General features: G+C 41.7%; 33 protein-coding genes and 1 other annotated feature (1 of these 34 running past the window's edge). All 33 genes read left to right on the plus strand.

Features of this window, described 5'->3' with window-relative positions:
• Positions 1-84 (plus strand) — a sequence feature (ribosomal protein L10 leader region); it begins 56 nt to the left of the window's first position.
• Positions 85-117: 33 nt separating this feature from the next.
• The 33 genes from rplJ (at position 118) to secY (ending at position 26840) form a co-directional block, all read left to right on the plus strand.
• Positions 118-618: a 50S ribosomal protein L10 gene (rplJ, locus tag AC1DSK_RS11085; protein ID WP_477547169.1), complete on the plus strand. Its 501-nt coding sequence runs from the start codon at positions 118-120 to the stop codon at positions 616-618.
• A 75-nt stretch (positions 619-693) separates the two neighbouring features.
• Positions 694-1056 (plus strand): 50S ribosomal protein L7/L12, encoded by a 363-nt coding sequence (rplL, locus tag AC1DSK_RS11090; RefSeq protein WP_016429872.1) that lies wholly within the window; start codon positions 694-696, stop codon positions 1054-1056.
• 82 nt (positions 1057-1138) lie between these two features.
• Positions 1139-1744 (plus strand): class I SAM-dependent methyltransferase, encoded by a 606-nt coding sequence (locus AC1DSK_RS11095; protein WP_016429873.1) that lies wholly within the window; start codon positions 1139-1141, stop codon positions 1742-1744.
• 235 nt (positions 1745-1979) lie between these two features.
• Positions 1980-5531 carry a DNA-directed RNA polymerase subunit beta gene (gene rpoB, locus AC1DSK_RS11100; RefSeq protein WP_477547170.1) on the plus strand — a complete coding sequence of 1184 codons (3552 nt, stop codon included), beginning with the start codon at positions 1980-1982 and terminating at the stop codon, positions 5529-5531.
• A gap of 137 nt (positions 5532-5668) precedes the next feature.
• Positions 5669-9271, plus strand: coding sequence for a DNA-directed RNA polymerase subunit beta' (gene rpoC / locus AC1DSK_RS11105; protein WP_477547171.1), 3603 nt, complete (start codon positions 5669-5671; stop codon positions 9269-9271).
• A gap of 172 nt (positions 9272-9443) precedes the next feature.
• Entirely contained in the window at positions 9444-9692 is a 249-nt protein-coding gene (locus tag AC1DSK_RS11110) for a ribosomal L7Ae/L30e/S12e/Gadd45 family protein (protein WP_477547172.1), read from the plus strand.
• A gap of 101 nt (positions 9693-9793) precedes the next feature.
• Complete coding sequence (rpsL, locus tag AC1DSK_RS11115) at positions 9794-10216, plus strand: 30S ribosomal protein S12 (RefSeq protein ID WP_016429877.1); 423 nt, start codon at positions 9794-9796, stop codon at positions 10214-10216.
• Positions 10217-10258: 42 nt separating this feature from the next.
• Positions 10259-10729, plus strand: a complete 471-nt coding sequence (gene rpsG, locus AC1DSK_RS11120; RefSeq protein WP_016429878.1) for a 30S ribosomal protein S7 — start codon at positions 10259-10261, stop codon at positions 10727-10729.
• Between the two features lie 51 nt (positions 10730-10780).
• Positions 10781-12856, plus strand: a complete 2076-nt coding sequence (gene fusA / locus AC1DSK_RS11125; protein ID WP_477547173.1) for an elongation factor G — start codon at positions 10781-10783, stop codon at positions 12854-12856.
• 120 nt (positions 12857-12976) lie between these two features.
• Positions 12977-14164 carry an elongation factor Tu gene (tuf, locus tag AC1DSK_RS11130; protein ID WP_016429880.1) on the plus strand — a complete coding sequence of 396 codons (1188 nt, stop codon included), beginning with the start codon at positions 12977-12979 and terminating at the stop codon, positions 14162-14164.
• Between the two features lie 633 nt (positions 14165-14797).
• Entirely contained in the window at positions 14798-16114 is a 1317-nt protein-coding gene (locus AC1DSK_RS11135) for a Na+/H+ antiporter family protein (protein ID WP_477547174.1), read from the plus strand.
• Between the two features lie 259 nt (positions 16115-16373).
• Complete coding sequence (rpsJ, locus tag AC1DSK_RS11140; protein ID WP_004233624.1) at positions 16374-16682, plus strand: 30S ribosomal protein S10; 309 nt, start codon at positions 16374-16376, stop codon at positions 16680-16682.
• A 50-nt stretch (positions 16683-16732) separates the two neighbouring features.
• The gene (gene rplC / locus AC1DSK_RS11145; RefSeq protein WP_269926748.1) at positions 16733-17362 is read left to right on the plus strand and encodes a 50S ribosomal protein L3; all 630 of its coding nucleotides are present in this window, start codon (positions 16733-16735) and stop codon (positions 17360-17362) included.
• Positions 17363-17388: 26 nt separating this feature from the next.
• Entirely contained in the window at positions 17389-18012 is a 624-nt protein-coding gene (gene rplD, locus AC1DSK_RS11150; protein ID WP_016429883.1) for a 50S ribosomal protein L4, read from the plus strand.
• A complete protein-coding gene (gene rplW, locus AC1DSK_RS11155; protein ID WP_016429884.1) occupies positions 18012-18296 on the plus strand; it encodes a 50S ribosomal protein L23 in 285 nt (94 codons plus the stop codon). Before rplD ends, rplW begins: the two co-directional genes overlap by 1 nt.
• Positions 18297-18341: 45 nt before the next feature.
• The gene (gene rplB, locus AC1DSK_RS11160) at positions 18342-19172 is read left to right on the plus strand and encodes a 50S ribosomal protein L2 (protein WP_016429885.1); all 831 of its coding nucleotides are present in this window, start codon (positions 18342-18344) and stop codon (positions 19170-19172) included.
• 60 nt (positions 19173-19232) lie between these two features.
• Positions 19233-19511, plus strand: coding sequence for a 30S ribosomal protein S19 (gene rpsS, locus AC1DSK_RS11165; protein ID WP_016429886.1), 279 nt, complete (start codon positions 19233-19235; stop codon positions 19509-19511).
• A 19-nt stretch (positions 19512-19530) separates the two neighbouring features.
• The gene (rplV, locus tag AC1DSK_RS11170) at positions 19531-19872 is read left to right on the plus strand and encodes a 50S ribosomal protein L22 (protein WP_016429887.1); all 342 of its coding nucleotides are present in this window, start codon (positions 19531-19533) and stop codon (positions 19870-19872) included.
• 3 nt (positions 19873-19875) lie between these two features.
• Positions 19876-20532 (plus strand): 30S ribosomal protein S3, encoded by a 657-nt coding sequence (gene rpsC, locus AC1DSK_RS11175; protein ID WP_016429888.1) that lies wholly within the window; start codon positions 19876-19878, stop codon positions 20530-20532.
• Between the two features lies 1 nt (position 20533).
• Positions 20534-20968: a 50S ribosomal protein L16 gene (gene rplP, locus AC1DSK_RS11180; protein WP_016429889.1), complete on the plus strand. Its 435-nt coding sequence runs from the start codon at positions 20534-20536 to the stop codon at positions 20966-20968.
• Entirely contained in the window at positions 20958-21158 is a 201-nt protein-coding gene (gene rpmC, locus AC1DSK_RS11185) for a 50S ribosomal protein L29 (RefSeq protein WP_016429890.1), read from the plus strand. Before rplP ends, rpmC begins: the two co-directional genes overlap by 11 nt.
• A gap of 18 nt (positions 21159-21176) precedes the next feature.
• Positions 21177-21440: a 30S ribosomal protein S17 gene (gene rpsQ / locus AC1DSK_RS11190; RefSeq protein WP_016429891.1), complete on the plus strand. Its 264-nt coding sequence runs from the start codon at positions 21177-21179 to the stop codon at positions 21438-21440.
• Positions 21441-21485: 45 nt separating this feature from the next.
• Positions 21486-21854, plus strand: a complete 369-nt coding sequence (rplN, locus tag AC1DSK_RS11195) for a 50S ribosomal protein L14 (protein ID WP_016429892.1) — start codon at positions 21486-21488, stop codon at positions 21852-21854.
• Positions 21855-21890: 36 nt separating this feature from the next.
• Positions 21891-22202: a 50S ribosomal protein L24 gene (rplX, locus tag AC1DSK_RS11200; protein WP_016429893.1), complete on the plus strand. Its 312-nt coding sequence runs from the start codon at positions 21891-21893 to the stop codon at positions 22200-22202.
• A gap of 25 nt (positions 22203-22227) precedes the next feature.
• Complete coding sequence (gene rplE, locus AC1DSK_RS11205) at positions 22228-22767, plus strand: 50S ribosomal protein L5 (RefSeq protein WP_016429894.1); 540 nt, start codon at positions 22228-22230, stop codon at positions 22765-22767.
• A 19-nt stretch (positions 22768-22786) separates the two neighbouring features.
• The gene (locus tag AC1DSK_RS11210) at positions 22787-22972 is read left to right on the plus strand and encodes a type Z 30S ribosomal protein S14 (RefSeq protein ID WP_016429895.1); all 186 of its coding nucleotides are present in this window, start codon (positions 22787-22789) and stop codon (positions 22970-22972) included.
• A gap of 29 nt (positions 22973-23001) precedes the next feature.
• Positions 23002-23400, plus strand: a complete 399-nt coding sequence (gene rpsH, locus AC1DSK_RS11215; protein WP_016429896.1) for a 30S ribosomal protein S8 — start codon at positions 23002-23004, stop codon at positions 23398-23400.
• 30 nt (positions 23401-23430) lie between these two features.
• Positions 23431-23970, plus strand: coding sequence for a 50S ribosomal protein L6 (gene rplF / locus AC1DSK_RS11220; RefSeq protein WP_477547176.1), 540 nt, complete (start codon positions 23431-23433; stop codon positions 23968-23970).
• A gap of 32 nt (positions 23971-24002) precedes the next feature.
• Complete coding sequence (rplR, locus tag AC1DSK_RS11225; protein WP_016429898.1) at positions 24003-24359, plus strand: 50S ribosomal protein L18; 357 nt, start codon at positions 24003-24005, stop codon at positions 24357-24359.
• Positions 24360-24380: 21 nt separating this feature from the next.
• Positions 24381-24881 carry a 30S ribosomal protein S5 gene (gene rpsE, locus AC1DSK_RS11230; RefSeq protein ID WP_016429899.1) on the plus strand — a complete coding sequence of 167 codons (501 nt, stop codon included), beginning with the start codon at positions 24381-24383 and terminating at the stop codon, positions 24879-24881.
• A 14-nt stretch (positions 24882-24895) separates the two neighbouring features.
• A complete protein-coding gene (rpmD, locus tag AC1DSK_RS11235) occupies positions 24896-25075 on the plus strand; it encodes a 50S ribosomal protein L30 (RefSeq protein ID WP_016429900.1) in 180 nt (59 codons plus the stop codon).
• A 32-nt stretch (positions 25076-25107) separates the two neighbouring features.
• Positions 25108-25548, plus strand: a complete 441-nt coding sequence (gene rplO / locus AC1DSK_RS11240) for a 50S ribosomal protein L15 (protein WP_477547177.1) — start codon at positions 25108-25110, stop codon at positions 25546-25548.
• Positions 25548-26840, plus strand: a complete 1293-nt coding sequence (gene secY / locus AC1DSK_RS11245; RefSeq protein WP_477547178.1) for a preprotein translocase subunit SecY — start codon at positions 25548-25550, stop codon at positions 26838-26840. The genes rplO and secY overlap by 1 nt, the downstream gene beginning before the upstream one ends.
• Positions 26841-26899: the final 59 nt, after the last annotated feature.

The raw sequence follows: 26899 nt of genomic DNA on the forward strand, positions 1-26899 counted from the left end.
ACCGAGGACATGCATTCAGATTCTTTTTAAGATGACGTTTCAGCCCCTGTGTCTATATAGATCCAGGGGCTTTTCTTTTGGCGGTATAAATGACTCATTCTATTAGGAGGTGTCCAGATGAGCAGAGCAATCGAAGCTAAAAAAGTTCGTGTTGAAGAAATTACTGAAAAGTTCCAAACAGCAGCAACTGCAGTAGTAGTTGACTACCGTGGCTTGAGTGTTTCTCAAGTAACTGAACTTCGTAAACAACTTCGTGAAGCTGGCGTTGAATTCAAAGTGTATAAAAACACAATGACTCGCCGTGCAGTTGAAGTTGCTGGTCTTGAAGGCTTGAATGAAAGTCTTACAGGTCCAAACGCAATTGCGTTTTCAACAGAAGACGTAGTAGCGCCAGCGAAAATCCTTAACGATTTCGCTAAAAAGAACGAGAACCTTGAAATCAAAGCTGGTGTGATCGAAGGTGCAATCGCAACTGCTGACGATATTAAAGCACTTGCAGAACTTCCTTCTCGCGAAGGTTTGTTGTCAATGCTACTCAGCGTTCTACAAGCTCCAATGCGCAACTTCGCGCTTGCAACAAAAGCTGTTGCAGAACAAAAAGAAGAGCAAGGCGCGTAATTCGTTACACGGCTTAGCTGTTTAAAACCGGGTATAACCCAAACAAAAAAATATTCCTATTAGGAGGAACATACAATGAACAACACTCAAATCCTTGAAGCAATCAAAGGTATGACAGTTCTTGAATTAAACGACTTAGTAAAAGCAATCGAAGAAGAATTCGGCGTTACAGCTGCTGCACCAATGGCTATGGCTGCTGGTGGCGGTGCTGCTGCTGAAGAAGAAAAAACTGAATTTGATGTAATCCTTAACTCTGCAGGAGATCAAAAAATCAAAGTAATCAAAGTGGTTCGTGAAATCACTGGATTAGGTCTTAAAGAAGCTAAAGAAGTTGTAGACAACGCTCCTAAAGCTCTTAAAGAAGGCGTAACTAAAGAAGAATCAGAAGAAATCAAAGCTAAACTTGAAGAAGTTGGCGCTTCAGTAGAAGTTAAATAATTTCTTTTAATAAGTAATGGAAAGCTCGTCAGTTAACGGCGGGCTTTTTCTTCATTTCATCAACAGGTTGGAGGGTGCCCGAATGGCTGATCATTATTATTCAAAAAAACCTCAAACTGAAAGTAAGCCTAAGTCATGGAGTTTTACACTGCGTGGTGAGCTGTTTCATTTTGAAACGGATACGGGTGTTTTCAGTAAAAGCGAAGTAGATTTTGGGTCCCGTGTTTTAATTGATGCGTTTGTAATGCCTGCGACTGAAGGACCTGTGCTTGATGTAGGATGTGGGTATGGACCAATTGGTTTATCCATCGCTAAAACTGAAGCAGATCGTACAATTCACATGGTAGACATCAACGAACGTGCAGTGCAACTTTCGCGTAAAAATGCGGAGGGTAACGGGGTACAAAATGTACGAATCTATGAAAGTGACGGGTTAACCGACGTTACGGAAACTGACTTTGCTGCAATATTAACAAACCCGCCGATCCGTGCTGGAAAACAAACGATTTTTCGTTTTTATTTAGATGCCTATGCGAAATTGCGTGTGGGTGGAGAGTTGTGGGTTGTCATTCAGAAGAAACAAGGAGCTCCGTCAACTTTCGATCGATTAGAAGAAATTTTCGGTCAAGTTGAAGTGATCGATAAGGTAAGAGGTTACTGGATCATTAAGGCTGAGAAAGTCAAATGATTATTGACTTGACAAAATCGCTATGATATTATAATAAAATGCAAAAATATTATTTTGCGGTCGTATGCCCTTTTGTATAAAGGTGTTTTGCGAGTGGGTATACTTACCAAGAATAAATTTAGTTAACCGAAAATGAGCTCTTATAGAACTCGTTTTCTTTTTGTCTTTTCGACATCATACACTAAATATGGTGTGCCGAAAAGTCCTAATATTGCTTTATTGAGGGGTGAATGAGTTGGCAGGTCAACTAGTTCAGTACGGACAACACCGCCAGCGCAGAAGTTTTGCGCGTATTAATGAGGTGCTGGAACTTCCGAATTTAATCGAAATTCAAACAGCATCTTATGAATGGTTCCTGGAAGAAGGTTTGCGTGAAATGTTCCGAGACATTTCTCCGATTGCAGACTTCACAGGTAATCTTTCACTGGAATTCATCGATTATACATTAGGTGAACCTAAGTATCCGGTCGATGAATCAAAAGAACGTGACGTAACTTACGCTGCACCACTTCGCGTAAAAGTACGTTTGCACAACAAAGAAACAGATGAAGTGAAAGAACAAGATGTGTTTATGGGTGATTTCCCACTCATGACAGAAACAGGTACTTTCGTCATCAACGGTGCTGAGCGCGTAATTGTATCTCAGTTAGTCCGTTCACCAAGTGTTTACTTCCATGATAAGACAGATAAAAACGGTAAAAAAGGTTTCGGTGCAACGGTTATTCCTAACCGTGGCGCATGGTTGGAATACGAAATCGATGCGAAGGACGTAGTATATGTACGTATCGATCGCACACGTAAATTACCAGTAACGGTACTTCTGCGTGCACTTGGCTTCGGTTCTGATCAAGAAATTATCGACCTTATCGGCGATAATGAATACCTTCGTAATACTTTAGAAAAAGATAACACGGAGAGCACAGATAAAGCGTTGCTTGAAATTTATGAGCGTCTTCGTCCAGGCGAGCCGCCAACAGTTGAAAGTGCGAAGAGCCTGTTGTACTCACGTTTCTTCGATCCAAAACGCTATGACTTAGCGAATGTTGGTCGTTACAAAATGAACAAAAAACTGCACATTAAAAACCGTCTATTCAACCAGACAGTTGCTGAAACGCTAGTTGATCCAGAAACTGGTGAAATTTTAGCCGAACAAGGTGCATTGATTGACCGTCGTTTACTTGATCGTTTAATCCCACATCTTGAGAATGGAATCGGATTCCGCACAATTTCTCAAGTAGGTGGCGTATTAGATGGCGATATCACGTTGCAATCAATCAAAATTTACGCTCCAAACAATGAAGCTCAACAAGAAATTAATGTCATCAGCAATGCTTATATTGAAGATGCGATTAAAAACATCACACCTGCTGATATTATTTCTTCTGTTAGTTACTTCTTCGGCCTACTTTACAACGTTGGAAACACGGATGACATCGATCATCTAGGTAACCGTCGTTTACGTTCAGTAGGGGAATTATTACAAAATCAATTCCGTATTGGTCTTTCCCGTATGGAACGTGTGGTACGTGAGCGTATGTCAATTAACGACACACAATCTATAGTGCCACAACAATTGATTAATATCCGTCCGGTTATTGCATCAATTAAAGAGTTCTTTGGTAGTTCTCAGTTGTCTCAATTCATGGATCAAACAAATCCACTTGCTGAATTGACGCACAAACGCCGTCTATCGGCATTAGGACCCGGTGGTTTAACGCGTGAACGTGCTGGTTTTGAAGTACGTGACGTTCATTACTCCCACTACGGTCGTATGTGTCCGATTGAAACGCCTGAGGGACCAAACATTGGGTTGATCAACTCACTTTCAAGTTTCGCGAAAGTGAACAAATTCGGATTTATTGAAACACCTTACCGTCGCGTAGATCCTGAGACTGGCCTTGTGACAACTCGCATCGATTATTTAACAGCAGATGAAGAAGACAACTACGTAGTAGCGCAAGCTAATGCCCGTCTTTCTGACAATGGTGAATTTGTCGACGAAGAAGTTGTTGGTCGTTTCCGCGGAGATAACACGGTATTCAAACGTTCATCAATCGATTATATGGATGTATCGCCTAAACAAGTTGTTTCTGCAGCGACAGCGTGTATCCCGTTCTTAGAGAACGATGACTCCAACCGTGCCCTTATGGGTGCGAACATGCAACGTCAAGCGGTTCCGTTGTTAAATCCTGAAGCTCCTTTCGTAGGAACAGGGATGGAACATGTGAATGCGCGTGACTCAGGTGCTGCGGTCATCGCTAAGTTTGACGGAATCGTTGAACATGTAGAAGCGAGAGAAATTCGAGTTCGTCGCATTGAAGAAATCGACGGCAAAGAAGTTAAAGGCGATTTAACGAAATATAAATTACAAAAATTCATTCGTTCTAACCAAGGGACGAGTTATAACCAACGTCCAATCGTTAAAGTTGGCGATCGCGTGAAACCACTTGATATTCTTGCTGATGGTCCTTCTATGGAGCGCGGTGAGATGGCACTTGGACGTAACGTGCTTGTTGCTTTCATGACATGGGACGGTTTCAACTATGAAGATGCTGTTATCATGAGTGAACGTCTTGTAAAAGACGATGTGTACACTTCTGTGCATATCGAAGAATACGAGTCAGAATCCCGTGATACTAAGCTCGGACCTGAAGAAATCACACGTGATATTCCAAACGTGGGTGAAGAAGCGCTTCGTAACCTAGATGACCGCGGAATCATTCGTGTCGGTGCGGAAGTTCGCGACGGCGATATCTTAGTAGGTAAAGTAACACCTAAAGGGGTTACTGAGTTAACGGCTGAAGAACGTTTATTACATGCAATCTTCGGTGAAAAAGCACGTGAAGTCCGTGATACTTCTCTACGTGTACCTCATGGTGCAGGCGGAATTATCCTGGATGTTAAAGTGTTTAACCGCGAAGATGGCGACGAGCTTCCACCAGGTGTGAACCAACTCGTTCGTGCATACATCGTTCAAAAACGTAAAATCTCTGTTGGGGATAAAATGGCTGGACGTCATGGTAACAAAGGTGTTATCTCGCGTATTCTTCCAGAAGAAGACATGCCTTTCCTTCCAGACGGCACACCAGTTGATATCATGCTTAACCCTCTAGGGGTTCCATCTCGTATGAACATCGGTCAAGTATTGGAGCTTCACTTAGGTATGGCTTCCCGTACACTTGGCATCCATATGGCTTCACCAGTATTTGATGGTGCCAATGAAGCAGACGTTTGGGATACGATGGAAGAAGCAGGTATGAACCGTGACGGTAAAACAACATTGTATGATGGTCGCTCAGGTGAGCCATTCGACAACCGCGTTTCTGTCGGGATTATGTATATGATTAAGTTAGCCCACATGGTTGACGATAAATTACATGCTCGTTCTACTGGACCTTACTCTCTTGTTACGCAACAACCGCTTGGTGGTAAAGCACAATTCGGTGGACAACGTTTCGGTGAGATGGAGGTTTGGGCACTTGAGGCATACGGTGCCGCTTACACACTTCAAGAAATCTTGACGGTGAAGTCCGATGACGTGGTAGGTCGTGTGAAAACATACGAAGCCATCGTTAAAGGTGAAAGCGTTCCGGAACCAGGTGTTCCAGAATCATTCAAAGTATTAATTAAAGAACTTCAAAGTTTAGGTATGGACGTTAAGATGATGACAATCAACGACCAAGAAATTGAATTGCGTGATTTGGATGAGGAAGACGATCTTCAACCAGCTGATGCACTCAACATCCTGCCAATGACGGACGAAGTGCCAGTCGGCTCAGCCGAATAAGGCAATATATATAAATTAGTTTTAAGAAATAAGGGCAGGCCTTCATACCTGCCCGCATTTCCATTTCCATAAAAGTTATCCGCCTGAGCTAAGTGGATAAAGTCTTTAAAAGACCCAGACTAAGGGAGGTAGGCTCCTTGATAGACGTTAATAATTTTGAGTACATGAAGATTGGTTTAGCATCTCCTGACAAGATTCGTTCTTGGTCATACGGTGAAGTGAAGAAGCCTGAAACGATTAACTACCGCACACTTAAACCTGAAAAAGATGGTTTGTTCTGTGAACGCATTTTCGGACCGACAAAGGACTGGGAATGTCATTGCGGTAAGTATAAGCGTGTTCGTTATAAAGGTGTCGTTTGTGATCGTTGTGGCGTTGAAGTTACACGTTCAAAAGTGCGCCGTGAGCGTATGGGTCACATTGAATTAGCGGCTCCAGTATCACATATTTGGTATTTCAAAGGGATTCCAAGTCGTATGGGACTTATCCTGGATATGTCTCCACGTTCATTGGAAGAAGTTATCTACTTTGCTTCTTATGTAGTTGTAGACCCTGCGAATACACCTCTTGAGCGCAAACAACTATTGTCTGAGAAAGAATACCGTGCATACCGTGAAAAATACGGTACGAAATTCTATGCAGCAATGGGTGCTGAAGCGATCAAACGTCTTCTTCAAGAACTTGATCTTGAAAAAGAAACAGAAATGCTGAAGGAAGAGCTTAAAACTGCAGCTGGTCAACGACGTACCCGTGCAATTAAGCGTCTTGAAGTTGTTGAATCATTCCGTAACTCTGGTAACAAACCAGACTGGATGATTTTAGACGTACTTCCGGTAATTCCACCAGAATTACGCCCGATGGTTCAATTAGATGGTGGTCGTTTTGCCACTTCTGATTTAAATGACTTGTATCGTCGTGTTATCAACCGTAATAACCGTTTAAAACGTTTATTAGACCTTGGTGCACCTAGCATCATCGTTCAGAACGAAAAACGTATGTTACAAGAGGCTGTTGATGCGTTGATTGATAATGGTCGTCGTGGCCGTCCAGTTACTGGACCAGGTAACCGTCCATTGAAATCACTTTCACATATGTTGAAAGGGAAACAAGGTCGTTTCCGTCAAAACTTACTTGGTAAACGTGTTGACTACTCTGGTCGTTCGGTTATCGTTGTAGGTCCAAACTTGAAAATGTATCAATGTGGTCTTCCAAAAGAAATGGCGATTGAATTATTCAAGCCGTTTGTGATGAAAGAACTTGTTGAGCGTGGTTTAGCTCACAACATTAAGAGTGCAAAACGCAAAATTGAGCGTATGCATTCAGAAGTTTGGGATGTATTAGAAGACGTCATTAAGGAGCATCCGGTTTTACTAAACCGCGCACCGACGCTTCACCGTCTTGGAATTCAAGCTTTCGAACCAACTTTAGTAGAAGGTCGCGCAATCCGTCTTCACCCTCTAGTATGTACAGCTTATAACGCTGACTTTGATGGTGACCAAATGGCGGTACACGTTCCTTTATCAGCAGAAGCGCAAGCTGAAGCTCGATTATTGATGTTGGCTGCACAAAACATTTTGAACCCGAAAGATGGAAAACCAGTTGTTACACCATCTCAAGATATGGTATTAGGTAACTACTACCTAACACTTGAGCGTAAAGGTGCAACAGGCGAAGGTACTACATTCTACGGTCCAAATGAAGTGTTGATTGCTTATCAAAACGGACATGCGCATTTGCATACACGTATTGCAATCGCTGCAGGTTCATTGAACAACCAAACATTCACTGAAGAACAAAACAAAATGTTGTTATTGACGACAGTGGGTAAAGTAATTTTCAATGAAATTTTACCTGAAACATTCCCGTACATTAACGAACCAACGGATTTCAACCTTCAAGTTGAAACACCGTCTAAATACTTTGTTCCAACAACTACTGATGTGCGTAAACACATTGATGAAATGGAACTTGTGTCACCATTCAAGAAGAAAATTCTTGGAAACATCATCGCTGAAGTATTCAAACGTTTCCATATTACTGAAACGTCGAAAATGCTTGACCGTATGAAGAATCTTGGTTTCAAATACTCAACTAAAGCTGGTATTACAATCGGTATCTCAGATATCGTGGTACTTCCAGACAAAGGTAAAGTATTAGAAGAAGCTCAAGACAAAGTAGATAAAGTTCTGAAGCAATTCCGTCGTGGATTAATTACAGAAGAAGAGCGCTATGATCGTGTTATTTCTTACTGGAGTGCTGCGAAGGACGTTATTCAGGAAAAACTAATGAAATCATTAGACAACTTGAACCCAATCTTCATGATGAGTGACTCTGGAGCGCGTGGTAACGCATCCAACTTTACTCAACTTGCAGGTATGCGTGGTTTGATGGCCAATCCGGCCGGTCGTATTATCGAGCTTCCGATTAAATCATCATTCCGTGAAGGTTTAACTGTACTTGAATACTTCATCTCTACGCATGGTGCTCGTAAAGGTCTTGCGGATACAGCTCTTAAAACGGCTGACTCAGGTTACTTAACACGTCGTTTGGTTGACGTTGCTCAAGATGTTATTGTTCGTGAAGACGATTGCGGAACGGACCGTGGCTTATTGATCGGCGCCTTAATGGACGGTACAGAGGTAATCGAAGGGTTCGACGAGCGTATTGTCGGTCGTCATACTCGTAAAACTATTTTCCATCCAGAAACGAAAAAAGTTATTCTGGAGAAAGATGGTTTGATTACAGAAGACGTAGCTCGAGTTATTTTGGATGCTGGATTCGAAGAATTAACTATTCGTTCTGCATTCACATGTAACACGAAACACGGCGTATGTAAAAAATGTTACGGAATCAACTTGGCAACTGGTGAAAACGTTGAGGTTGGAGAAGCAGTTGGTATCATTGCTGCCCAATCAATCGGTGAGCCAGGTACTCAGTTAACGATGCGTACGTTCCATACAGGTGGGGTAGCTGGAGACGATATTACACAAGGTCTTCCACGTATCCAAGAGATTTTCGAATCTCGTAATCCTAAAGGTCAAGCGGTCATCTCTGAAATTACAGGTGTTATCTCTGCAATTGATGAAATCCGTGAAGGTCAAAAAGAAATCACAGTTCAAGGTGATGTTGAAACACGTAAATACCTAGCTCCTTATAATGGTCGTTTGAAAGTTCAACTGAATGATGCCATTAAACGCGGTGAAGTATTGACTGAAGGTTCAATTGATCCGAAAGAATTGTTGAAAGTTAAAGACGTTTCGACTGTGCAAGAGTACTTGTTGAAAGAAGTTCAAAAAGTATACCGTATGCAAGGGGTAGAAATCGGAGACAAACATATCGAAGTAATGGTTCGCCAAATGCTTCGTAAAGTGCGCGTCATCGAGGCGGGTGAAACGGAACTGTTACCAGGTTCGTTACTCGACATTCACCAATTTGCGGATGCGAATAAAGAGGCAGTGTTAAATGGGAAACTACCTGCAACATGTCGCCCAGTTATTCTCGGTATTACAAAAGCTTCACTTGAAACAGAATCGTTCTTATCAGCTGCGTCATTCCAAGAAACTACGCGTGTGTTAACAGACGCGGCGATCAAAGGAAAACGCGACGAATTGCTTGGCCTGAAAGAAAATGTTATTATCGGTAAACTCGTTCCGGCGGGTACCGGTATGCAACGTTACCGTCAGATCAAGATTGTTGATGAGAAGAAAAACGAAGCTGCAGTAGCAGTGAGCGCAGAATAATTTCATCCTGTTCCGGGGGTTTGTATAAGCAGCCCCCCGGAATTTTAATGACAACCGATCAGTGTTGCGGTCTTTCCACTTTTCTTGTGAAATGGGTTGACAGAAAAATTAATGGATGATAATATATTTAAGGTTGATAGTTGAAGGTCTGGGTCTTTGGAGGATATGCTAAATGTCTTATGAAAAAGTAAATCAGGCGACGAAAACCGTCATCGGTACTAAGCAAACAGTAAAAGCAATCCATGGTGGCCATGTAGTAGAAATTCTCGTGGCTCGTGATGCAGACAACCGGATCACCCAGCCAGCTATTCAGTTAGCGGAAGAAAAAGGTGTGAAGATTGACTTTGTAGAGTCTAAAATAGAACTCGGTAAAGCCTGCGGACTTCAAGTGGGTGCAGCAGTTGTTGCAATTACTGTGTAACAGTTTTTGTGTATGAAAACACAAAGACTTTGTTTTTTACCCAAAAATGAACCACCTGGATGTGTGGTATTACAACGATAACAAGAAGGGAGGAATAATCGATGCCTACAATTAACCAATTGGTACGTAAGCCTCGTAAATCCAAAACAGTCAAATCTGGCTCACCAGCATTGAACAAAGGGTATAACAGCTCTAAAAAAACGTTAACAAACGTTAGTTCACCGCAAAAACGTGGGGTTTGTACTCGTGTTGGTACAATGACACCAAAAAAACCAAACTCAGCGCTTCGTAAATATGCGCGTGTACGTTTAACTAACCTAATTGAGGTTACTGCGTACATCCCGGGTGAAGGTCATAACCTTCAAGAACATAGTGTTGTTCTAATCCGTGGAGGACGAGTTAAAGATTTACCGGGTGTTCGTTACCATATCGTACGTGGTGCTCTTGATACTGCCGGTGTAAACGGTCGTATGCAAAGCCGCTCACTATACGGTACTAAACGCCCTAAAGTTAAAAAAAGCTAATTAAAAATAAAACTATAGATCTCATCGAAAGGAGGAAAACACATGCCTCGTAAAGGTCCTGTTTCCAAACGTGACGTGTTACCAGATCCAATTTATAATTCAAAACTTGTAACTCGTTTAATCAATAAAATGATGGTAGATGGTAAAAGAGGTACTTCTCAAAAAATTCTTTATGGAGCGTTTGAACTTGTTCAAGAACGTTCAGGTAAAGATCCTTTGGAAGTATTTGATGCAGCATTAGCTAACATCATGCCAGTACTTGAAGTTAAAGCTCGCCGTGTTGGTGGTTCTAACTATCAGGTGCCAATCGAAGTTCGTCCAGAACGCCGTTCTACATTAGGTCTTCGCTACCTAGTTAACTATTCTCGTCTTCGTGGGGAGAAAACTATGGAAGAGCGTTTAGCTAATGAAATTCTTGACGCTTCTAACAACACAGGTGCTTCTGTGAAGAAACGTGAAGATATGCACAAAATGGCGGAAGCGAACAAAGCATTCGCTCATTACCGCTGGTAGGATTTTTCATCCACTAATCATTCTAATTTGAGATGGAAGGAGAAATACAAAATGGCTAGAGAATTCTCCTTAGAGAATACACGTAACATCGGTATCATGGCCCATATTGATGCCGGTAAAACAACTACTACAGAGCGTATTCTTTATTACACTGGTAAAATCCATAAAATTGGTGAAACGCACGAAGGTGCATCACAAATGGACTGGATGGAGCAAGAGCAAGAGCGTGGAATCACGATCACTTCTGCTGCAACAACAGCTGCATGGAAAGGCCACCGCGTAAACATCATCGATACTCCAGGTCACGTAGACTTCACTGTTGAAGTTGAACGTTCACTTCGCGTACTTGATGGTGCTGTAACGGTTCTTGATGCACAATCTGGTGTTGAACCACAAACTGAAACAGTATGGCGCCAAGCTACAACATACGGCGTACCACGTATTGTTTTCATTAACAAAATGGATAAATTGGGTGCAGACTTCTTGTATTCTGTTGGAACTCTACACGAGCGTCTTCAAGCGAACGCGCATCCAGTACAACTTCCAATTGGTACAGAAGAAGACTTCAGTGCAATTATCGACCTTATTGAAATGAATGCTACTTTCTACGGTAACGAAGATGGTACTGCAATTACAGAAGGCGAAATTCCTGAATCGCATAAAGCTCAAGCTGCAGAATACCGTGAGAAACTAATCGAAGCGGTAGCTAGCGTTGACGAAAACCTTATGGAGAAATACCTAGAAGGTGAAGAAATCTCAAATGCAGAGTTGAAAGCGGCTATCCGTAAAGCAACAATCGCAGTTGAATTCTACCCAGTTATTTGTGGTTCAGCATTCAAACACAAAGGTGTTCGAAAAATGCTTGACGCAGTAGTTGATTATCTTCCAGCTCCAACAGACGTGCCAGCAATAAAAGGTATCTTACCTGATACTGATGACGAAGTTGTTCGTGAATCTAACGACTCACAACCATTCTCTGCATTAGCATTCAAAGTAATGACTGACCCTTATGTTGGTAAATTAACATTCTTCCGTGTGTACTCTGGTGTTCTTGAATCAGGTTCATACGTACAAAACTCTACAAAAGGTAAACGTGAGCGCGTAGGTCGTATCTTACAAATGCACGCGAATAGCCGTGAAGAGATTTCTAAAGTTTATTCTGGTGATATCGCTGCTGCTGTTGGTCTTAAAGACACTACAACCGGTGATACTCTATGTGACGAGAAAAACCAAGTTATTCTTGAATCAATGGAATTCCCAGAGCCAGTTATCTCTTTATCTGTAGAACCGAAGTCAAAAGCTGACCAAGATAAAATGGGTCAAGCTTTACAAAAACTTCAAGAAGAAGATCCAACTTTCCGTGCTCATACTGACACAGAAACTGGACAAACAATCATCTCTGGTATGGGTGAACTTCACCTTGATATCTTAGTTGACCGTATGCGCCGTGAATTTAAAGTAGAAGCTAACGTTGGTGCTCCAATGGTATCTTACCGTGAGACATTCCGTGAGTCTGCTCAAGTTGAAGGTAAATTCGTTCGTCAATCAGGTGGTCGTGGTCAATTCGGACACGTTTGGATTGAATTCTCTCCAAACGAAGAAGGAAAAGGCTTTGAATTCGTAAATGGCGTTGTCGGTGGTGTTGTACCACGTGAATACATCCCAGCTGTTGAAGCAGGTCTTCGTGACTCTTTAAACAATGGTGTACTAGCTGGATATCCACTTATCGACATTAAGGCTCGTCTATTTGATGGTTCTTACCATGATGTCGATTCAAATGAAATGGCGTTCAAAATTGCTGCATCTATGGCATTGAAAAACGCAATTTCAAAATGTAAACCAGTTCTTCTTGAGCCAATGATGAAAGTGGAAGTAGTAATTCCTGAAGAATACTTAGGAGATATTATGGGTAACATCACTTCTCGCCGTGGTCGCGTAGAAGGTATGGACGCTCGTGGTAATTCACAAGTTGTTCGTTCAATGGTTCCACTTGCAGAAATGTTTGGTTATGCGACAACACTTCGTTCTGCAACTCAAGGTCGTGGAGTATTCTCTATGACTTTCGATCACTACGAAGAAGTGCCGAAATCAATTTCAGAAGAAATTATCAAAAAAAATAAAGGTTAATCATTGAAGTTTGATTTTTAATCTTGTATAACTATTTTGTAAGCTATGAATGGTGATGGATCTAGACCATCATCATTCATAACAAAAACTAATCATATAATTTTGAGGAGGACATCCCTAATGGCAAAAGCTAAATTCGATCGTTCTAAAACACATGCTAACATTGGTACAATCGGTCACGTTGACCATGGTAAAACAACTTTAACAGCTGCAATCGCAACAGTTCTTGCAAAACGTTCTGGTGGTACTGCAATGAGCTATGCACAAATCGATAACGCTCCTGAAGAAAAAGAGCGCGGAATCACAATCAACACTTCTCACGTTGAGTATGAAACTGCAGCTCGTCACTATGCACACGTTGACTGCCCAGGACATGCCGATTATGTTAAAAACATGATCACTGGTGCTGCACAAATGGACGGCGGGATCCTAGTAGTATCTGCTGCTGACGGCCCAATGCCACAAACTCGTGAGCACATCCTTCTTTCACGTCAAGTTGGTGTTCCTTACCTAGTAGTCTTCATGAACAAATGTGACATGGTAGACGACGAAGAGTTACTTGAATTAGTAGAAATGGAAGTTCGTGATCTTCTTTCTGAATATGACTTCCCTGGCGACGACATTCCAGTAATCAAAGGTTCTGCTCTTAAAGCTCTTGAAGGTGAAGAATCTTGGGAAGAGAAAATCGTTGAATTAATGGACGCTGTTGACTCTTATATCCCAACTCCAGAACGTCAAACTGACAAACCATTCATGATGCCTGTTGAGGATGTTTTCTCAATCACAGGTCGTGGTACAGTTGCTACTGGTCGTGTTGAGCGTGGACAAGTTAAAGTTGGAGACGTTGTTGACATCATCGGTATCGTTGAAGAGCCGAAATCAACTACAGTAACTGGCGTTGAAATGTTCCGTAAACTTCTTGACTATGCAGAAGCTGGTGACAACATCGGTGCTCTTCTTCGTGGAGTAGCTCGTGAAGATATCCAACGTGGACAAGTATTGGCTAAACCAGGTTCAATCACTCCACATACTGAATTCAAAGCAGAAGTTTATGTTTTATCAAAAGAAGAAGGTGGACGTCACACTCCATTCTTCACTAACTACCGTCCTCAGTTCTACTTCCGTACAACTGACGTAACTGGTATCTGTAACTTACCTGAAGGCGTTGAAATGGTTATGCCTGGAGACAACATCGAAATGACTGTTGCTCTTATCGCTCCAATCGCGCTTGAAGAAGGTACTAAGTTCTCTATCCGTGAGGGTGGACGTACTGTTGGTGCTGGCGTAGTTGCTACTATCACTAAATAATTTAACCTTTTCATAAACCTTGCCGGGACGCTGGCAAGGTTTTTTTCTGTTTAAGCAATGTTAATTTAAGATGTTGATCTTGAATAAGGAACAAAAGAGTGCATTTACACCTTATATGGTACAAGCGCAATGTACGATAAATAGCTATCGTTTAACAAGTTCATAATAAAAGAGGGAATGCTACTCCCATTCAGCGGACGAAGCAAGCGTATCGATGCAACGTACTTTCCTGTTTCGAAGCTACCGTAGCGATACACAAACAGGAGCAGTGCTTTTTCATAGATTCTCTAAAGCGTAAACACTGAATTTAGCTATTTCTATAGAAAGCTAATTAACTAAAGTAATAAATAATAATGAAAGTCTGCATTACGCCTAGCAAGCCGCGAGAGTGTAAAGTGTGAGTCTCACGTGCACGTTGAATATGCGGCAAGTGCAAATGTACGGTAAATAACAATATCGTTTAATTTAGCCTCGGTTTAGGTACCCCTTCTATTAACCTCTGATCCACTACCAATATTATTATTGGAATGATTCTCCACATTTTGTATTGTTGACTTTTTCAACACAACTTGATATTCTTTAATCTGTTGTACTACTACACTAGTGAACTAAAGCGTAAAGGAGATCATATAGATGAATGCTGTATTAATCGCTGTAGGAGTCATGCTGCTATTAAGCTTGTTGAGAGTTAACGTTGTGTTTGCATTGCTTGTAGGGGCCGTTTCGGGTGGGTTGGCAGGTGGTTTAACCATGACAGATACGATCACTGCTTTTACAGACGGTCTAGGTGGAGGGGCTTCCATTGCGTTGAGCTATGCATTGCTCGGTGGGTTTGCCGTCGCTATTTCTAAAACAGGGATTCCAGAGCTTCTTGTTGCAAGCATACTAAAACTAATTAATAAAGATGGAGAAACAGAAAAGACTGCTTTGGCTAAAACGCTCATTATTTTGGCGTTACTATTAATGGCTGTATTCTCCCAGAATTTAATCCCTATTCATATTGCTTTTATTCCATTACTTGTACCTTCCATTTTGAATGTAATGAATTTGCTTAAACTTGATCGTCGGCTGATTGCAGCTGTTCTGACATTTGGTTTAACAGCACCTTATATTTTATTGCCGTATGGCTTCGGATTTATCTTCCATGAGATCATCGCAACGCAAATGGAAGCTGCGGGTCTTGCAATCGATATGAAAGATATCCCGTACGCCATGCTAATTCCAACAGGAGGATTGGTTGTCGGACTGTTGGTTGCCATCTTCTTTTCTTACAGAAGACCAAGAGAGTATAAACAAGATATTACTATAGAAGCTTCAGAAGCGATTCTAGTTAGTAAAAAAGATATTGTCTTTACAATTGTTGCGTTAGTTGTTGCTCTCGTAGCTCAAATACAAACCGAGTCAATGATTATTGGAGCTCTTGCTGGAATTCTGACGCTGTATGTTGCTGGCGTCCTCAAATGGAAGGAAGCCGATAACTTATTAACTGAAGGTATGCGCATGATGGCATTCATCGGTTTCGTCATGATTGCTGCAAATGGATTTGCTTCTGTTATTCAAGCAACTGGAGACATTGAATCATTGGTAGGCAGTGCTTCTTCATTATTAGAAGGGAACAAAGCGCTCGCAGCAATGCTCATGCTTGTCATTGGATTATTAATCACGATGGGAATTGGTTCTTCATTTGCGACGATACCGATTATCGCAGCAATCTTCGTGCCGCTTGCTGTAGAGTTCGAATTCAGCACGCTCGCCATTATTTCTTTGATTGGCACGGCTGGTGCGCTTGGAGATGCTGGATCGCCAGCGTCAGATAGTACGCTGGGACCAACTGCTGGATTGAATGTAGACGGCCAACACAATCACATTTGGGATACGTGCGTACCGACGTTCATCCATTACAATATTCCGCTACTGGTTTTCGGCTGGATTGCGATTATGGTTCTTTAAACGGAAGAACTTAATGTTCGGACAATTACTCAAGCTATTGAAAGAAAATAGGATTCATCATACAATAGGAAAGCGATAAAAAGAATTTCGTGAAACCACTTGCGTTATTCTTTTTCTTTATGTATAATATTGAAGTTGGTCTTTATCTGACTGCGATGATGCGAGAGGTTACCGACACACCCGGCCGCTTTGCCATGGCGGGATGTTGGAAAATTTTCGTTGAGAATGTCTAGTAAATAGGCGAAAAGGAGGGAAAATTATGGCAAAACAAAAAATTCGTATCCGTTTGAAAGCGTATGATCATCGAATTCTTGATCAGTCTGCTGAAAAAATTGTGGAAACTGCGAAACGTTCAGGTGCAAGTGTATCAGGTCCGATTCCACTTCCAACTGAGAAGTCTGTGTACACAATTCTTCGTGCGGTTCACAAGTACAAAGATTCTCGTGAACAATTCGAAATGCGTACGCATAAACGTCTGATCGATATCGTTAACCCAACACCACAAACTGTTGATGCGTTAATGAAGCTTGACTTACCATCTGGCGTTGATATTGAAATCAAACTTTAATGGTAAACAACAAATAGAACTAAACACAATTACTGTAGGAGGTGTGACAAATGACCAAAGGAATCTTAGGTAGAAAAATCGGTATGACGCAAGTATTTGCTGAGAACGGTGACTTAATCCCTGTAACTGTAATTGAGGCGTCTCCAAACGTAGTGCTTCAAAAGAAATCAGTTGAAACAGACGGCTACGAAGCGATCCAGTTAGGCTTTGAAGATAAGCGTGAAAAGCTTTCTAACAAACCTGCTAAAGGACACGTAGCAAAAGCTAGCACTGCTCCTAAGCGCTTCATCCGCGAATTCCGCGGCTTGAATATTGCTGAGTACGAAGTTGGTCAAGAAGTCAAGGTTGAAAGTTTCGCAGAAGGCGATGTAGTAGATGTATCAGGTGTGACAAAAGGTAAAGGTTTCCAAGGTGTTATTAAACGCCACGGACAATCTCGCGGACCTATGGCTCACGGATCTCGTTACCACCGTCGTCCTGGTTCAATGGGGCCTGTTGCTCCGAACCGCGTATTCAAACAAAAGAAATTACCTGGTCAAATGGGTGGCACAATGGTAACAATCCAAAACTTAGAAATCGTAAAAGTTGATGCGGATCGTAACTTGCTACTTGTTAAAGGTAATGTTCCTGGTTCTCGTAAAGCATTAGTAGTAGTTAAAACTGCTATCAAAGCTAACTAATTATATAGAGGAAGGAGGAAACAGGAATGCCAAAGGTATCTTTACTTAACCAAACAGGTTCATCTGTTGGTGAAATCGAATTAAACGATGCGGTTTTCGGAATCGCGCCAAACAGTAATGTATTATTTGATGCTGTAGTCGCTCAACGTGCGTCACTTCGTCAAGGTAATCATAAAGTTAAAAACCGTTCTGAAGTTGCTGGTGGTGGTCGTAAGCCATGGAAACAAAAAGGAACAGGTCGTGCTCGTCAAGGTTCAATTCGTTCTCCACAATGGCGTGGCGGTGGTGTTGTATTCGGTCCAGTTCCACGTAGCTACAGCTACAAATTACCGAAGAAAGTTCGTCGCTTAGCTCTACGTTCTGCTCTTTCTGCGAAAGTGTTAGAAGAGAATTTCGTAGTTCTTGAAGGCTTAGCTTTCAACGCACCAAAAACTAAAGATTTCTTGAAAGTGTTGAAAGACCTTTCTATCGAGAAAAAAGCTTTGTTCGTTACAGCTGAACTTGATGAAAACGTAGCATTATCTGCTCGTAACATCCCAGGAGTAACAGTCGTAACAGCAACAGGCATTAATGTTCTTGACTTGCTTGGACACGACAAAATTGTTGTGACAAAAGCTGCAGTAGAAAAAATCGAGGAGGTGCTTGGATAATGGAAGCACGTGATATTATTAAACGTCCGGTCATTACCGAGCGTTCTTCTGAAATCATGGAAGAGAAAAAGTACACTTTCTTAGTGGACACTCGCGCCAACAAAACTCAAGTTAAACACGCAATCGAAGAAATCTTTGGAGTAGATGTTGAGAAAGTTAACATCATGAACTACAAAGGTAAATTCAAACGCGTTGGTAAATTTGGTGGATACACTAACAAACGCCGTAAAGCAATTGTTAAGTTGACTGCTGATAGCAAAGACATCGAATTATTCGAAGTTTAATCCATACAGGATTCAAATTGAACTAACAAGAAGGAGGGAATAAACATGGCGATTAAAAAGTACAAACCTACCTCCAATGGTCGACGTAACATGACAGCTTCTGATTTCGCTGAAATCACGACTAACAAGCCTGAGAAATCATTGCTTGAGCCTGTCAAACGTAAAGGCGGCCGTAATAACCAAGGTAAGTTAACTGTTCGTCATCATGGTGGCGGCCATAAGCGTCAATACCGTGTCATCGATTTCAAACGATTTAAAGATGGCATTCCAGGACGCGTTGCTACTATTGAGTATGATCCAAACCGCTCTGCGAATATTGCATTAATTAACTACTTAGACGGTGAAAAACGTTACATCCTAGCACCTAAAGGCTTAGAAGTTGGCATGACTATCATGTCAGGTCCAGAAGCTGATATCAAAGTAGGTAACGCACTACCATTACAAAACATCCCTATGGGTTCTACAATCCATAACATCGAAATGAAACCTGGTAAAGGTGGACAATTAGTACGTTCTGCTGGTACTTCTGCGCAAGTACTTGGTAAAGAAGATAAGTACGTAATTATTCGTCTTCAATCTGGTGAAGTTCGCATGATTTTGGGAACTTGCCGTGCTACAATTGGTCAAGTTGGTAATGAACAACATGAGTTAATCAACATCGGTAAAGCAGGTCGTAACCGTTGGTTAGGTAAACGCCCAACTGTACGTGGATCTGTAATGAACCCGAACGATCACCCACACGGTGGTGGTGAAGGACGTTCTCCAATTGGTCGTAAATCACCAATGACTCCTTGGGGTAAACCAACTCTTGGTTACAAAACTCGTAAAAAGAAAAACAAATCCGACAAACTTATCATTCGTCGTCGTAAAAAATAATGTGATTCTTCTGCGGTTCGAACAGAGAGCCGTAGCGAGATCACTGAGGGAGGTTCCAAAATGGGTCGTAGCTTGAAAAAAGGACCTTTTGTTGATGACCATCTTATGAAGAAGGTTGACGCACAAAAGGACTCTGAGAAAAAACAAGTGATCAAAACTTGGTCTCGCCGTTCAACAATTTTCCCGACTTTTATCGGATTAACGATCGCAGTATATGACGGACGTAAACACGTTCCTGTATACGTGACTGAAGATATGGTAGGGCACAAATTGGGCGAATTCGCACCAACACGTGCGTATAAAGGCCATGGCAATGACGATAAGAAAACAAGACGCTAATTGAGAGGAGGATATCCTGATGCAAGCTAAAGCTATTGCTAAAACAGTGCGTATTGCCCCTCGTAAAGTACGATTAGTCGTTGATTTAATCCGAGGCAAGCAAATCGGTGAAGCAGTTGCGATTTTGCGCCTTACACCTAAGGCGGCATCACCTGTTGTTGAAAAGGTGTTGAAATCTGCGGTTGCAAACGCTGAGCACAACTATGATTTAGATGTAAATAAACTAGTTATTTCTGAAGTTTTTGTTGACGAAGGTCCAACATTAAAACGTTTCCGTCCACGTGCAATGGGGCGTGCAAGCGCAATTAACAAACGCACAAGCCACATTACAATCGTGGTATCTGAGAAGAAGGAGGGATAATTCGTGGGTCAAAAAGTACATCCAATAGGATTACGTATCGGCATTATTCGTGACTGGGAGTCTAAATGGTACGCAGAAAAAGACTATGCAACTCTTCTTCACGAAGACTTAAAAATTCGTAGCTACATCGAAACACGTTTGAAAGAGGCTTCTGTTTCTAAAGTAGAAATCGAGCGCGCTGCAAACCGTGTTAACGTTACAATTCACACTGCGAAACCAGGTATGGTTATTGGTAAAGGTGGTACTGAAGTGGAAGCACTTCGTAAAAACCTAAACGCTACTACTGGCAAGCGTGTTCATATTAACATCGTTGAAATCAAACGTGCGGATCTAGACGCAAAATTAGTTGCTGAAAACATTGCGCGTCAATTAGAAAACCGCGTATCTTTCCGTCGTGCACAAAAACAATCATTACAACGCACTATGCGTGCAGGCGCTAAAGGTATTAAAACTCAAGTATCTGGACGTCTAGGCGGCGCTGACATCGCGCGTGCTGAACACTACAGTGAAGGAACTGTACCACTTCATACTTTACGTGCTGATATTGATTATGCACACGCTGAAGCTGACACAACTTATGGTAAGCTTGGTGTTAAAGTCTGGATCTATCGTGGTGAAGTCCTTCCAGTTAAGAAGAATTCTGTGGAAGGAGGCAAATAATATGTTAATGCCTAAACGCGTTAAATATCGTCGCGAACACCGCGGAAAAATGCGCGGAGAAGCGAAAGGCGGTAAAGAAATCACTTTCGGTGAATTCGGCTTACAAGCTGTTGAAGCTAGCTGGATCACTAACCGTCAAATCGAATCTTCTCGTATTGCAATGACACGTTACATGAAACGTGGCGGTAAAGTATGGATTAAAATTTTCCCACATAAGCCTTACACTAAAAAGCCTCTTGAGGTTCGAATGGGTTCCGGTAAAGGTTCTCCTGAAGGTTGGGTAGCGGTAGTTAAACCAGGAAAGATCATGTTCGAAATCGCTGGTGTCTCTGAAGAGGTAGCACGCGAAGCACTTCGACTTGCATCACATAAGCTTCCTGTGAAATGTAAAATCGTAAAACGTGAAGAAATTGGTGGTGAATCTAATGAAAGCTAATGAACTCCGTGACCTTACCACTGCAGAAATCGAACAAAAAGTGAAATCACTGAAAGAAGAGCTTTTCAACCTTCGCTTCCAATTGGCGACTGGTCAATTAGAAAACACAGCTCGCATTAGCCAAGTACGTAAAGCTATTGCGCGTATGAAAACTGTGATTCGTGAAAGAGAAATCAGTGCAAATAACTGATAAAGGAGGTTTTCGAGCATGACTGAGCGTAACCAACGCAAAGTATATACGGGCCGTGTTGTTTCTGACAAAATGGACAAAACTGTAACTGTTATGGTAGAAACATACAAAAAGCATAAGCTTTACGGTAAACGTGTTAAGTACTCTAAAAAGTTCAAGGCGCATGATGAGCAAAACGAAGCTAAATTAGGCGACGTAGTTCGTATCATGGAAACTCGTCCGTTGTCTGCTACAAAACGTTTCCGCCTAGTGGAAGTTGTAGAAAAAGCGGTTATTATCTAAATAGAAATTTCGGAACAGACCAAATTCCGAGAGGAGGTTACCTAAGTGATCCAACAAGAGAGTCGTATGAAAGTTGCTGACAACTCAGGTGCACGTGAAGTTTTAACAATTAAAGTGCTTGGTGGTTCTGGTCGTAAAACTGCTAACATCGGCGATATCGTCGTGTGTACAGTTAAGAAAGCAACACCAGGTGGCGTTGTCAAGAAGGGTGACGTCGTTAAAGCTGTTATCGTTCGCACTAAAAGCGGTGTACGCCGTAAAGACGGTACTTATATCAAATTCGATGAAAACGCATGCGTTATCATTCGTGACGATAAAGGCCCGCGCGGAACTCGTATTTTCGGACCTGTTGCACGTGAATTACGTGACAATAGCTTCATGAAAATCGTATCTTTAGCTCCGGAAGTTCTTTAATCAACTCGAAAGTGCTAAACAAGGAGGTGCGACAGAATGCATGTTAAAAAAGGCGACAAAGTTATGGTGATCTCAGGGAAAGAAAAAGGCAAAACTGGTACAATCATTGCTGCTTTTCCAAAGAAAGACCGTGTGCTAGTTGAAGGTATGAATCTTGTGAAAAAGCACATGAAACCAAACCAGGCAAATCCGCAAGGTGGAATTGTCAGCCAAGAGGCATCAATTCACGTATCGAACGTTATGTTAATCGACCCTAAATCAGGCGAGCCGACTCGCGTAAGTTATAAAGTGGAAGATGGCAAAAAAGTTCGTGTTGCAAAAAAATCTGGCGAACAAATCGATAAATAAGTAAAAGAAGAAGGGAGGTACACACATGAACCGCCTAAAAGAAAAGTTTCTTAAGGAAGTTTCTCCTGCTCTAATGAGCAAGTTTGAATATAAATCAGTAATGCAAGTGCCACAAGTGGATAAAATCGTTATCAACATGGGTGTTGGTGACGCTGTTCAAAACACTAAAGCACTTGACGCTGCTGTAGAAGAATTAACTATCATCACAGGTCAAAAACCTGTTGTAACTAAAGCTAAGAAATCAATCGCTGGCTTCCGTCTTCGTGAAGGTATGCCAATCGGCGCGAAAGTAACATTACGCGGTGAGCGTATGTACGAATTCTTGGACAAATTAATTGCTATCTCTCTTCCACGTGTACGTGACTTCCGTGGTGTTTCTAAAAAAGCATTCGACGGTCGCGGTAACTACACATTAGGTGTGAAAGAACAATTGATCTTCCCTGAAATCGACTACGATAAAGTGTCTAAAGTACGCGGTATGGATATCGTAATTGTAACAACTGCGAACTCTGACGAAGAAGCTCGTGAGTTACTAACACAATTCGGAATGCCGTTCCAAAAGTAAACATAAGGGAGGCGTAAACGTGGCTAAAAAATCAATGATCGCTAAACAAAAGCGCACGCCAAAGCATAATGTACAAGCTTACACACGTTGTGAACGTTGCGGACGTCCGCATTCGGTCTTACGTAAATTTAAACTTTGCCGTATTTGTTTCCGTGAACTTGCTTACAAGGGACAAATTCCTGGCGTGAAAAAAGCCAGCTGGTAATCCCCTAAACTGGGAAGGAGGTTAATGTAATGACAATGACAGATCCGATTGCAGATATGCTGACACGTATTCGTAACGCGAACATGGTTCGCCACGAAAAACTGGAAGTACCTGCTTCAAACATGAAAAAAGAGATCGCTGAGATCCTTAAACGTGAAGGTTTTGTTCGTGACGTAGAATATGTTGAAGATAGCAAACAAGGTATCATTCGCATTTTCTTGAAATACGGTCAAAACAACGAGCGCGTTATTACTGGTTTAAAACGTATTTCAAAACCTGGTCTTCGTGTATATGCGAAAACTAATGAAGTACCTAGAGTATTAAATGGACTTGGGATTGCTTTAGTTTCAACTTCTAATGGTCTATTAACTGATAAAGAAGCACGCGCTAAACAAGTTGGCGGCGAAATCGTAGCTTACGTTTGGTAAAAAGCAACAAACGAATGGAGGTGCAAATAAATGTCTCGTGTAGGTAAAAAACCAATTGAGGTTCCTGCTGACGTTACTGTAACAATTGGTGCAAACAATGAAGTTACTGTAAAAGGTCCAAAAGGCGAGCTTACTCGTACTTTTAATGCAGATATTAAAATCGAAAAAGAAGAAAACGTTGTTACTTTAACACGTCCTTCTGAATCTAAAGAACACCGTACGATTCACGGTACAACTCGTGCTTTGCTTGCAAACATGGTTGAAGGTGTATCTAAAGGGTTCGAACGCAATCTTGAATTAGTTGGTGTTGGTTACCGCGCTTCTTTACAAGGTGAAAAACTTGTATTGAACGTTGGTTTCTCTCATCCAGTAGAATTTACTCCTGAAGATGGCTTAATTGTAGAAGTTCCTACAAACACTAAGATCAGCATCAAAGGAATTAACAAAGAGCGCGTTGGTGCATTAGCATCAAACATCCGTCAAACACGTCCACCAGAGCCGTATAAAGGTAAAGGTATTCGTTATGAAGGCGAAGTTGTTCGTCGTAAAGAAGGTAAAACAGGTAAATAATGCTGCCTAAGCATTAGAAAGGAGTGACCTCTGTGATTACGAAACAAGATAAAAATCAAGTTCGTAAAAAACGTCATGCACGTGTACGTTCTAAAATCACGGGTACAGCTGAACGTCCTCGTTTAAACGTATTCCGTTCTAATAAACATCTATACGCGCAATTGATCGATGATACTGCTGGTGTAACACTTGTAAGTGCTTCTACTATGGAAAAAGATTTCGATGGTAAAGGTAATGTAGAGTCTGCAATCGCAATCGGTGAATCAATCGCTAAACGTGCTACGGAAAAAAACATCAAATCTGTTGTATTCGACCGTGGCGGTTACTTATATCATGGACGCGTTAAAGCTTTAGCTGAAGCTGCTCGCGAAAATGGCTTAGAATTTTAATAAGAAGGAGGGACACATTTCATGCGTCGCATTGATCCAAACAAACTTGAACTTGAAGAACGCGTTGTTACTATTAACCGCGTAGCTAAAGTTGTAAAAGGTGGACGTCGTTTCCGCTTCACTGCATTGGTTGTTGTTGGTGACAAGAATGGCCACGTAGGATTCGGTACTGGTAAAGCACAAGAAGTACCTGATGCTATCCGTAAAGCAGTAGAAGATGCGAAGAAAAACCTGATCGAAGTGCCTATGGTACGTGGTACTACTCCACACTTAATTATCGGTAACTTTGGCGCTGGTGAAATCTTAATCAAGCCTGCTGCTCCTGGTACTGGTGTTATCGCTGGTGGTCCAGTTCGTGCTGTACTTGAGCTAGCTGGTATTACTGATATTCTTTCTAAATCTCTTGGTTCTAACACACCAATCAACATGGTACGTGCTACAATCAATGGCTTAACTGGACTAAAACGTGCTGAGGACGTTGCTAAATTACGCGGCAAATCAGTTGAAGAGTTACTAGGTTAAGGGGGGAAATGACAATGGCAAAATTACAAGTTACCCTCACTAAAAGCGTGATTGGTTCTAAACCAGATCAACGTAAAACTGTAGAAGCTCTTGGCTTACGTAAAATGCATCAAACTGTTGAGCATGCTGACAACGCAGCTATCCGTGGGATGGTTGGGAAAGTAGCTCATTTAGTTTCTGTAAAGGAACTATAAAACGTACTTTAGAATAAGGAGGTGCCACACATATGAAACTGCATGAGTTAAAACCGGCAGAAGGATCTCGTTCTGAGCGCAAGCGTAAAGGTCGCGGGATTGGTTCTGGTAATGGTAAGACTGCAGGTAAAGGTCATAAAGGTCAAAACGCTCGTTCTGGCGGCGGTGTTCGTCCAGGATTTGAGGGTGGTCAAAACCCATTGTTCCGACGCTTACCAAAACGCGGCTTTACGAACATTAACCGTAAAGAATACGCTATTGTGAACCTTGATACATTAAACCGTTTCGAAGAAGGCACAGAGGTTACACCTGCTTTGCTTATTGAAACAGGTTTTGTGAGCAGCGAAAAAGCTGGAATCAAGATTCTTGGTAACGGATCTCTTGACAAAAAGCTTACTGTGAAAGCTCACAAGTTCTCTGCTTCAGCTAAAGAAGCTATTGAAACTGCGGGCGGACAAACAGAGGTGGTATAATGTTTCAGACAATCTCCAACTTTATGCGCGTTAGAGATATACGAAATAAAATTATCTTCACCCTGTTGATGCTGATCGTTTTCCGTCTCGGAACTTTCATTCCGGTACCAAACGTTGATGCTCAAGTCTTGCAAGCAGCTGACCAGTTTAGCTTAATTGGTTTCTTAAATACATTTGGTGGCGGTGCCCTTGCTAACTTCTCGATTTTAGCAATGGGAATCATGCCGTACATCACTGCATCCATCATTGTACAATTGCTACAAATGGATGTTGTACCGAAGTTTACGGAGTGGGCAAAACAAGGTGAAGTCGGAAGACGTAAACTTGCTCAGTTCACACGTTACTTCACAATCGTGTTGGCGTTCATTCAAGCGATGGCAATGTCTTACGGGTTTAACCGTATGTATGGTGGCTCTTTAATTAAAGCCGATGGCATTTCAACGTATATTGTCATAGCTATTGTGTTAACAGGTGGAACTGCGTTCCTTCTTTGGTTATCTGAGCAGATCACTGCTAAAGGTGTCGGTAATGGTATTTCCATTATCATCTTTGCAGGTATCGTTGCTGCGATGCCAAGTACTGCTAACCAAATCTATGCGTCTCAAATTGAAGACGCTGGTGATCAATTATTCATCAAAATTGCGATTTTGGCACTTCTTCTTTTAGCGATTATTGCAATCACTGTAGGAGTCATTTACGTTCAACAAGCGTTACGTAAAATTCCGATTCAGTATGCAAAACGTGTAACTGGCCGTGGTACTACTGGTGCTCAACAGACACACTTACCGTTAAAAGTGAATGCAGCTGGTGTTATTCCAGTTATCTTCGCAGTGGCGTTTATCATTACACCACAAACACTTTCTACCTTCTTTGGACAGAATAAAGTAACAGATTTCATTCAGAACACGTTTGATTACTCGCAACCGGTGGGCATGCTCATCTATGTAGCGTTAATCGTTGCATTTACGTATTTCTATGCGTTCATTCAAGTGAATCCTGAAAATGTTGCCGATAACTTGAAAAAGCAAGGTGCATATATTCCAGGAATTCGTCCAGGAAAAAACACACAAGACTACTTAACAACAGTTTTGTATCGTTTAACTTTCGTGGGTGCGATTTTCCTTGCGCTAGTCGCAGTCATGCCGATTTTGTTCATTAACTTTGCTGGTCTTCCAGCTTCTGCACAAATCGGTGGAACAAGCTTGTTAATCGTTGTCGGTGTTGCACTGGAAACGATGAAACAGCTCGAAGCACAACTAGTGAAACGCCACTACAAAGGCTTCATGAAATAATGTAGGTTTAGAGGAACGATTTCGTTCCTTTTATCCTGCAAATTGTAGCAGGGGGCAAA

The sequence above is a fragment of the Paenisporosarcina sp. P4_B8 genome (assembly GCF_056402175.1).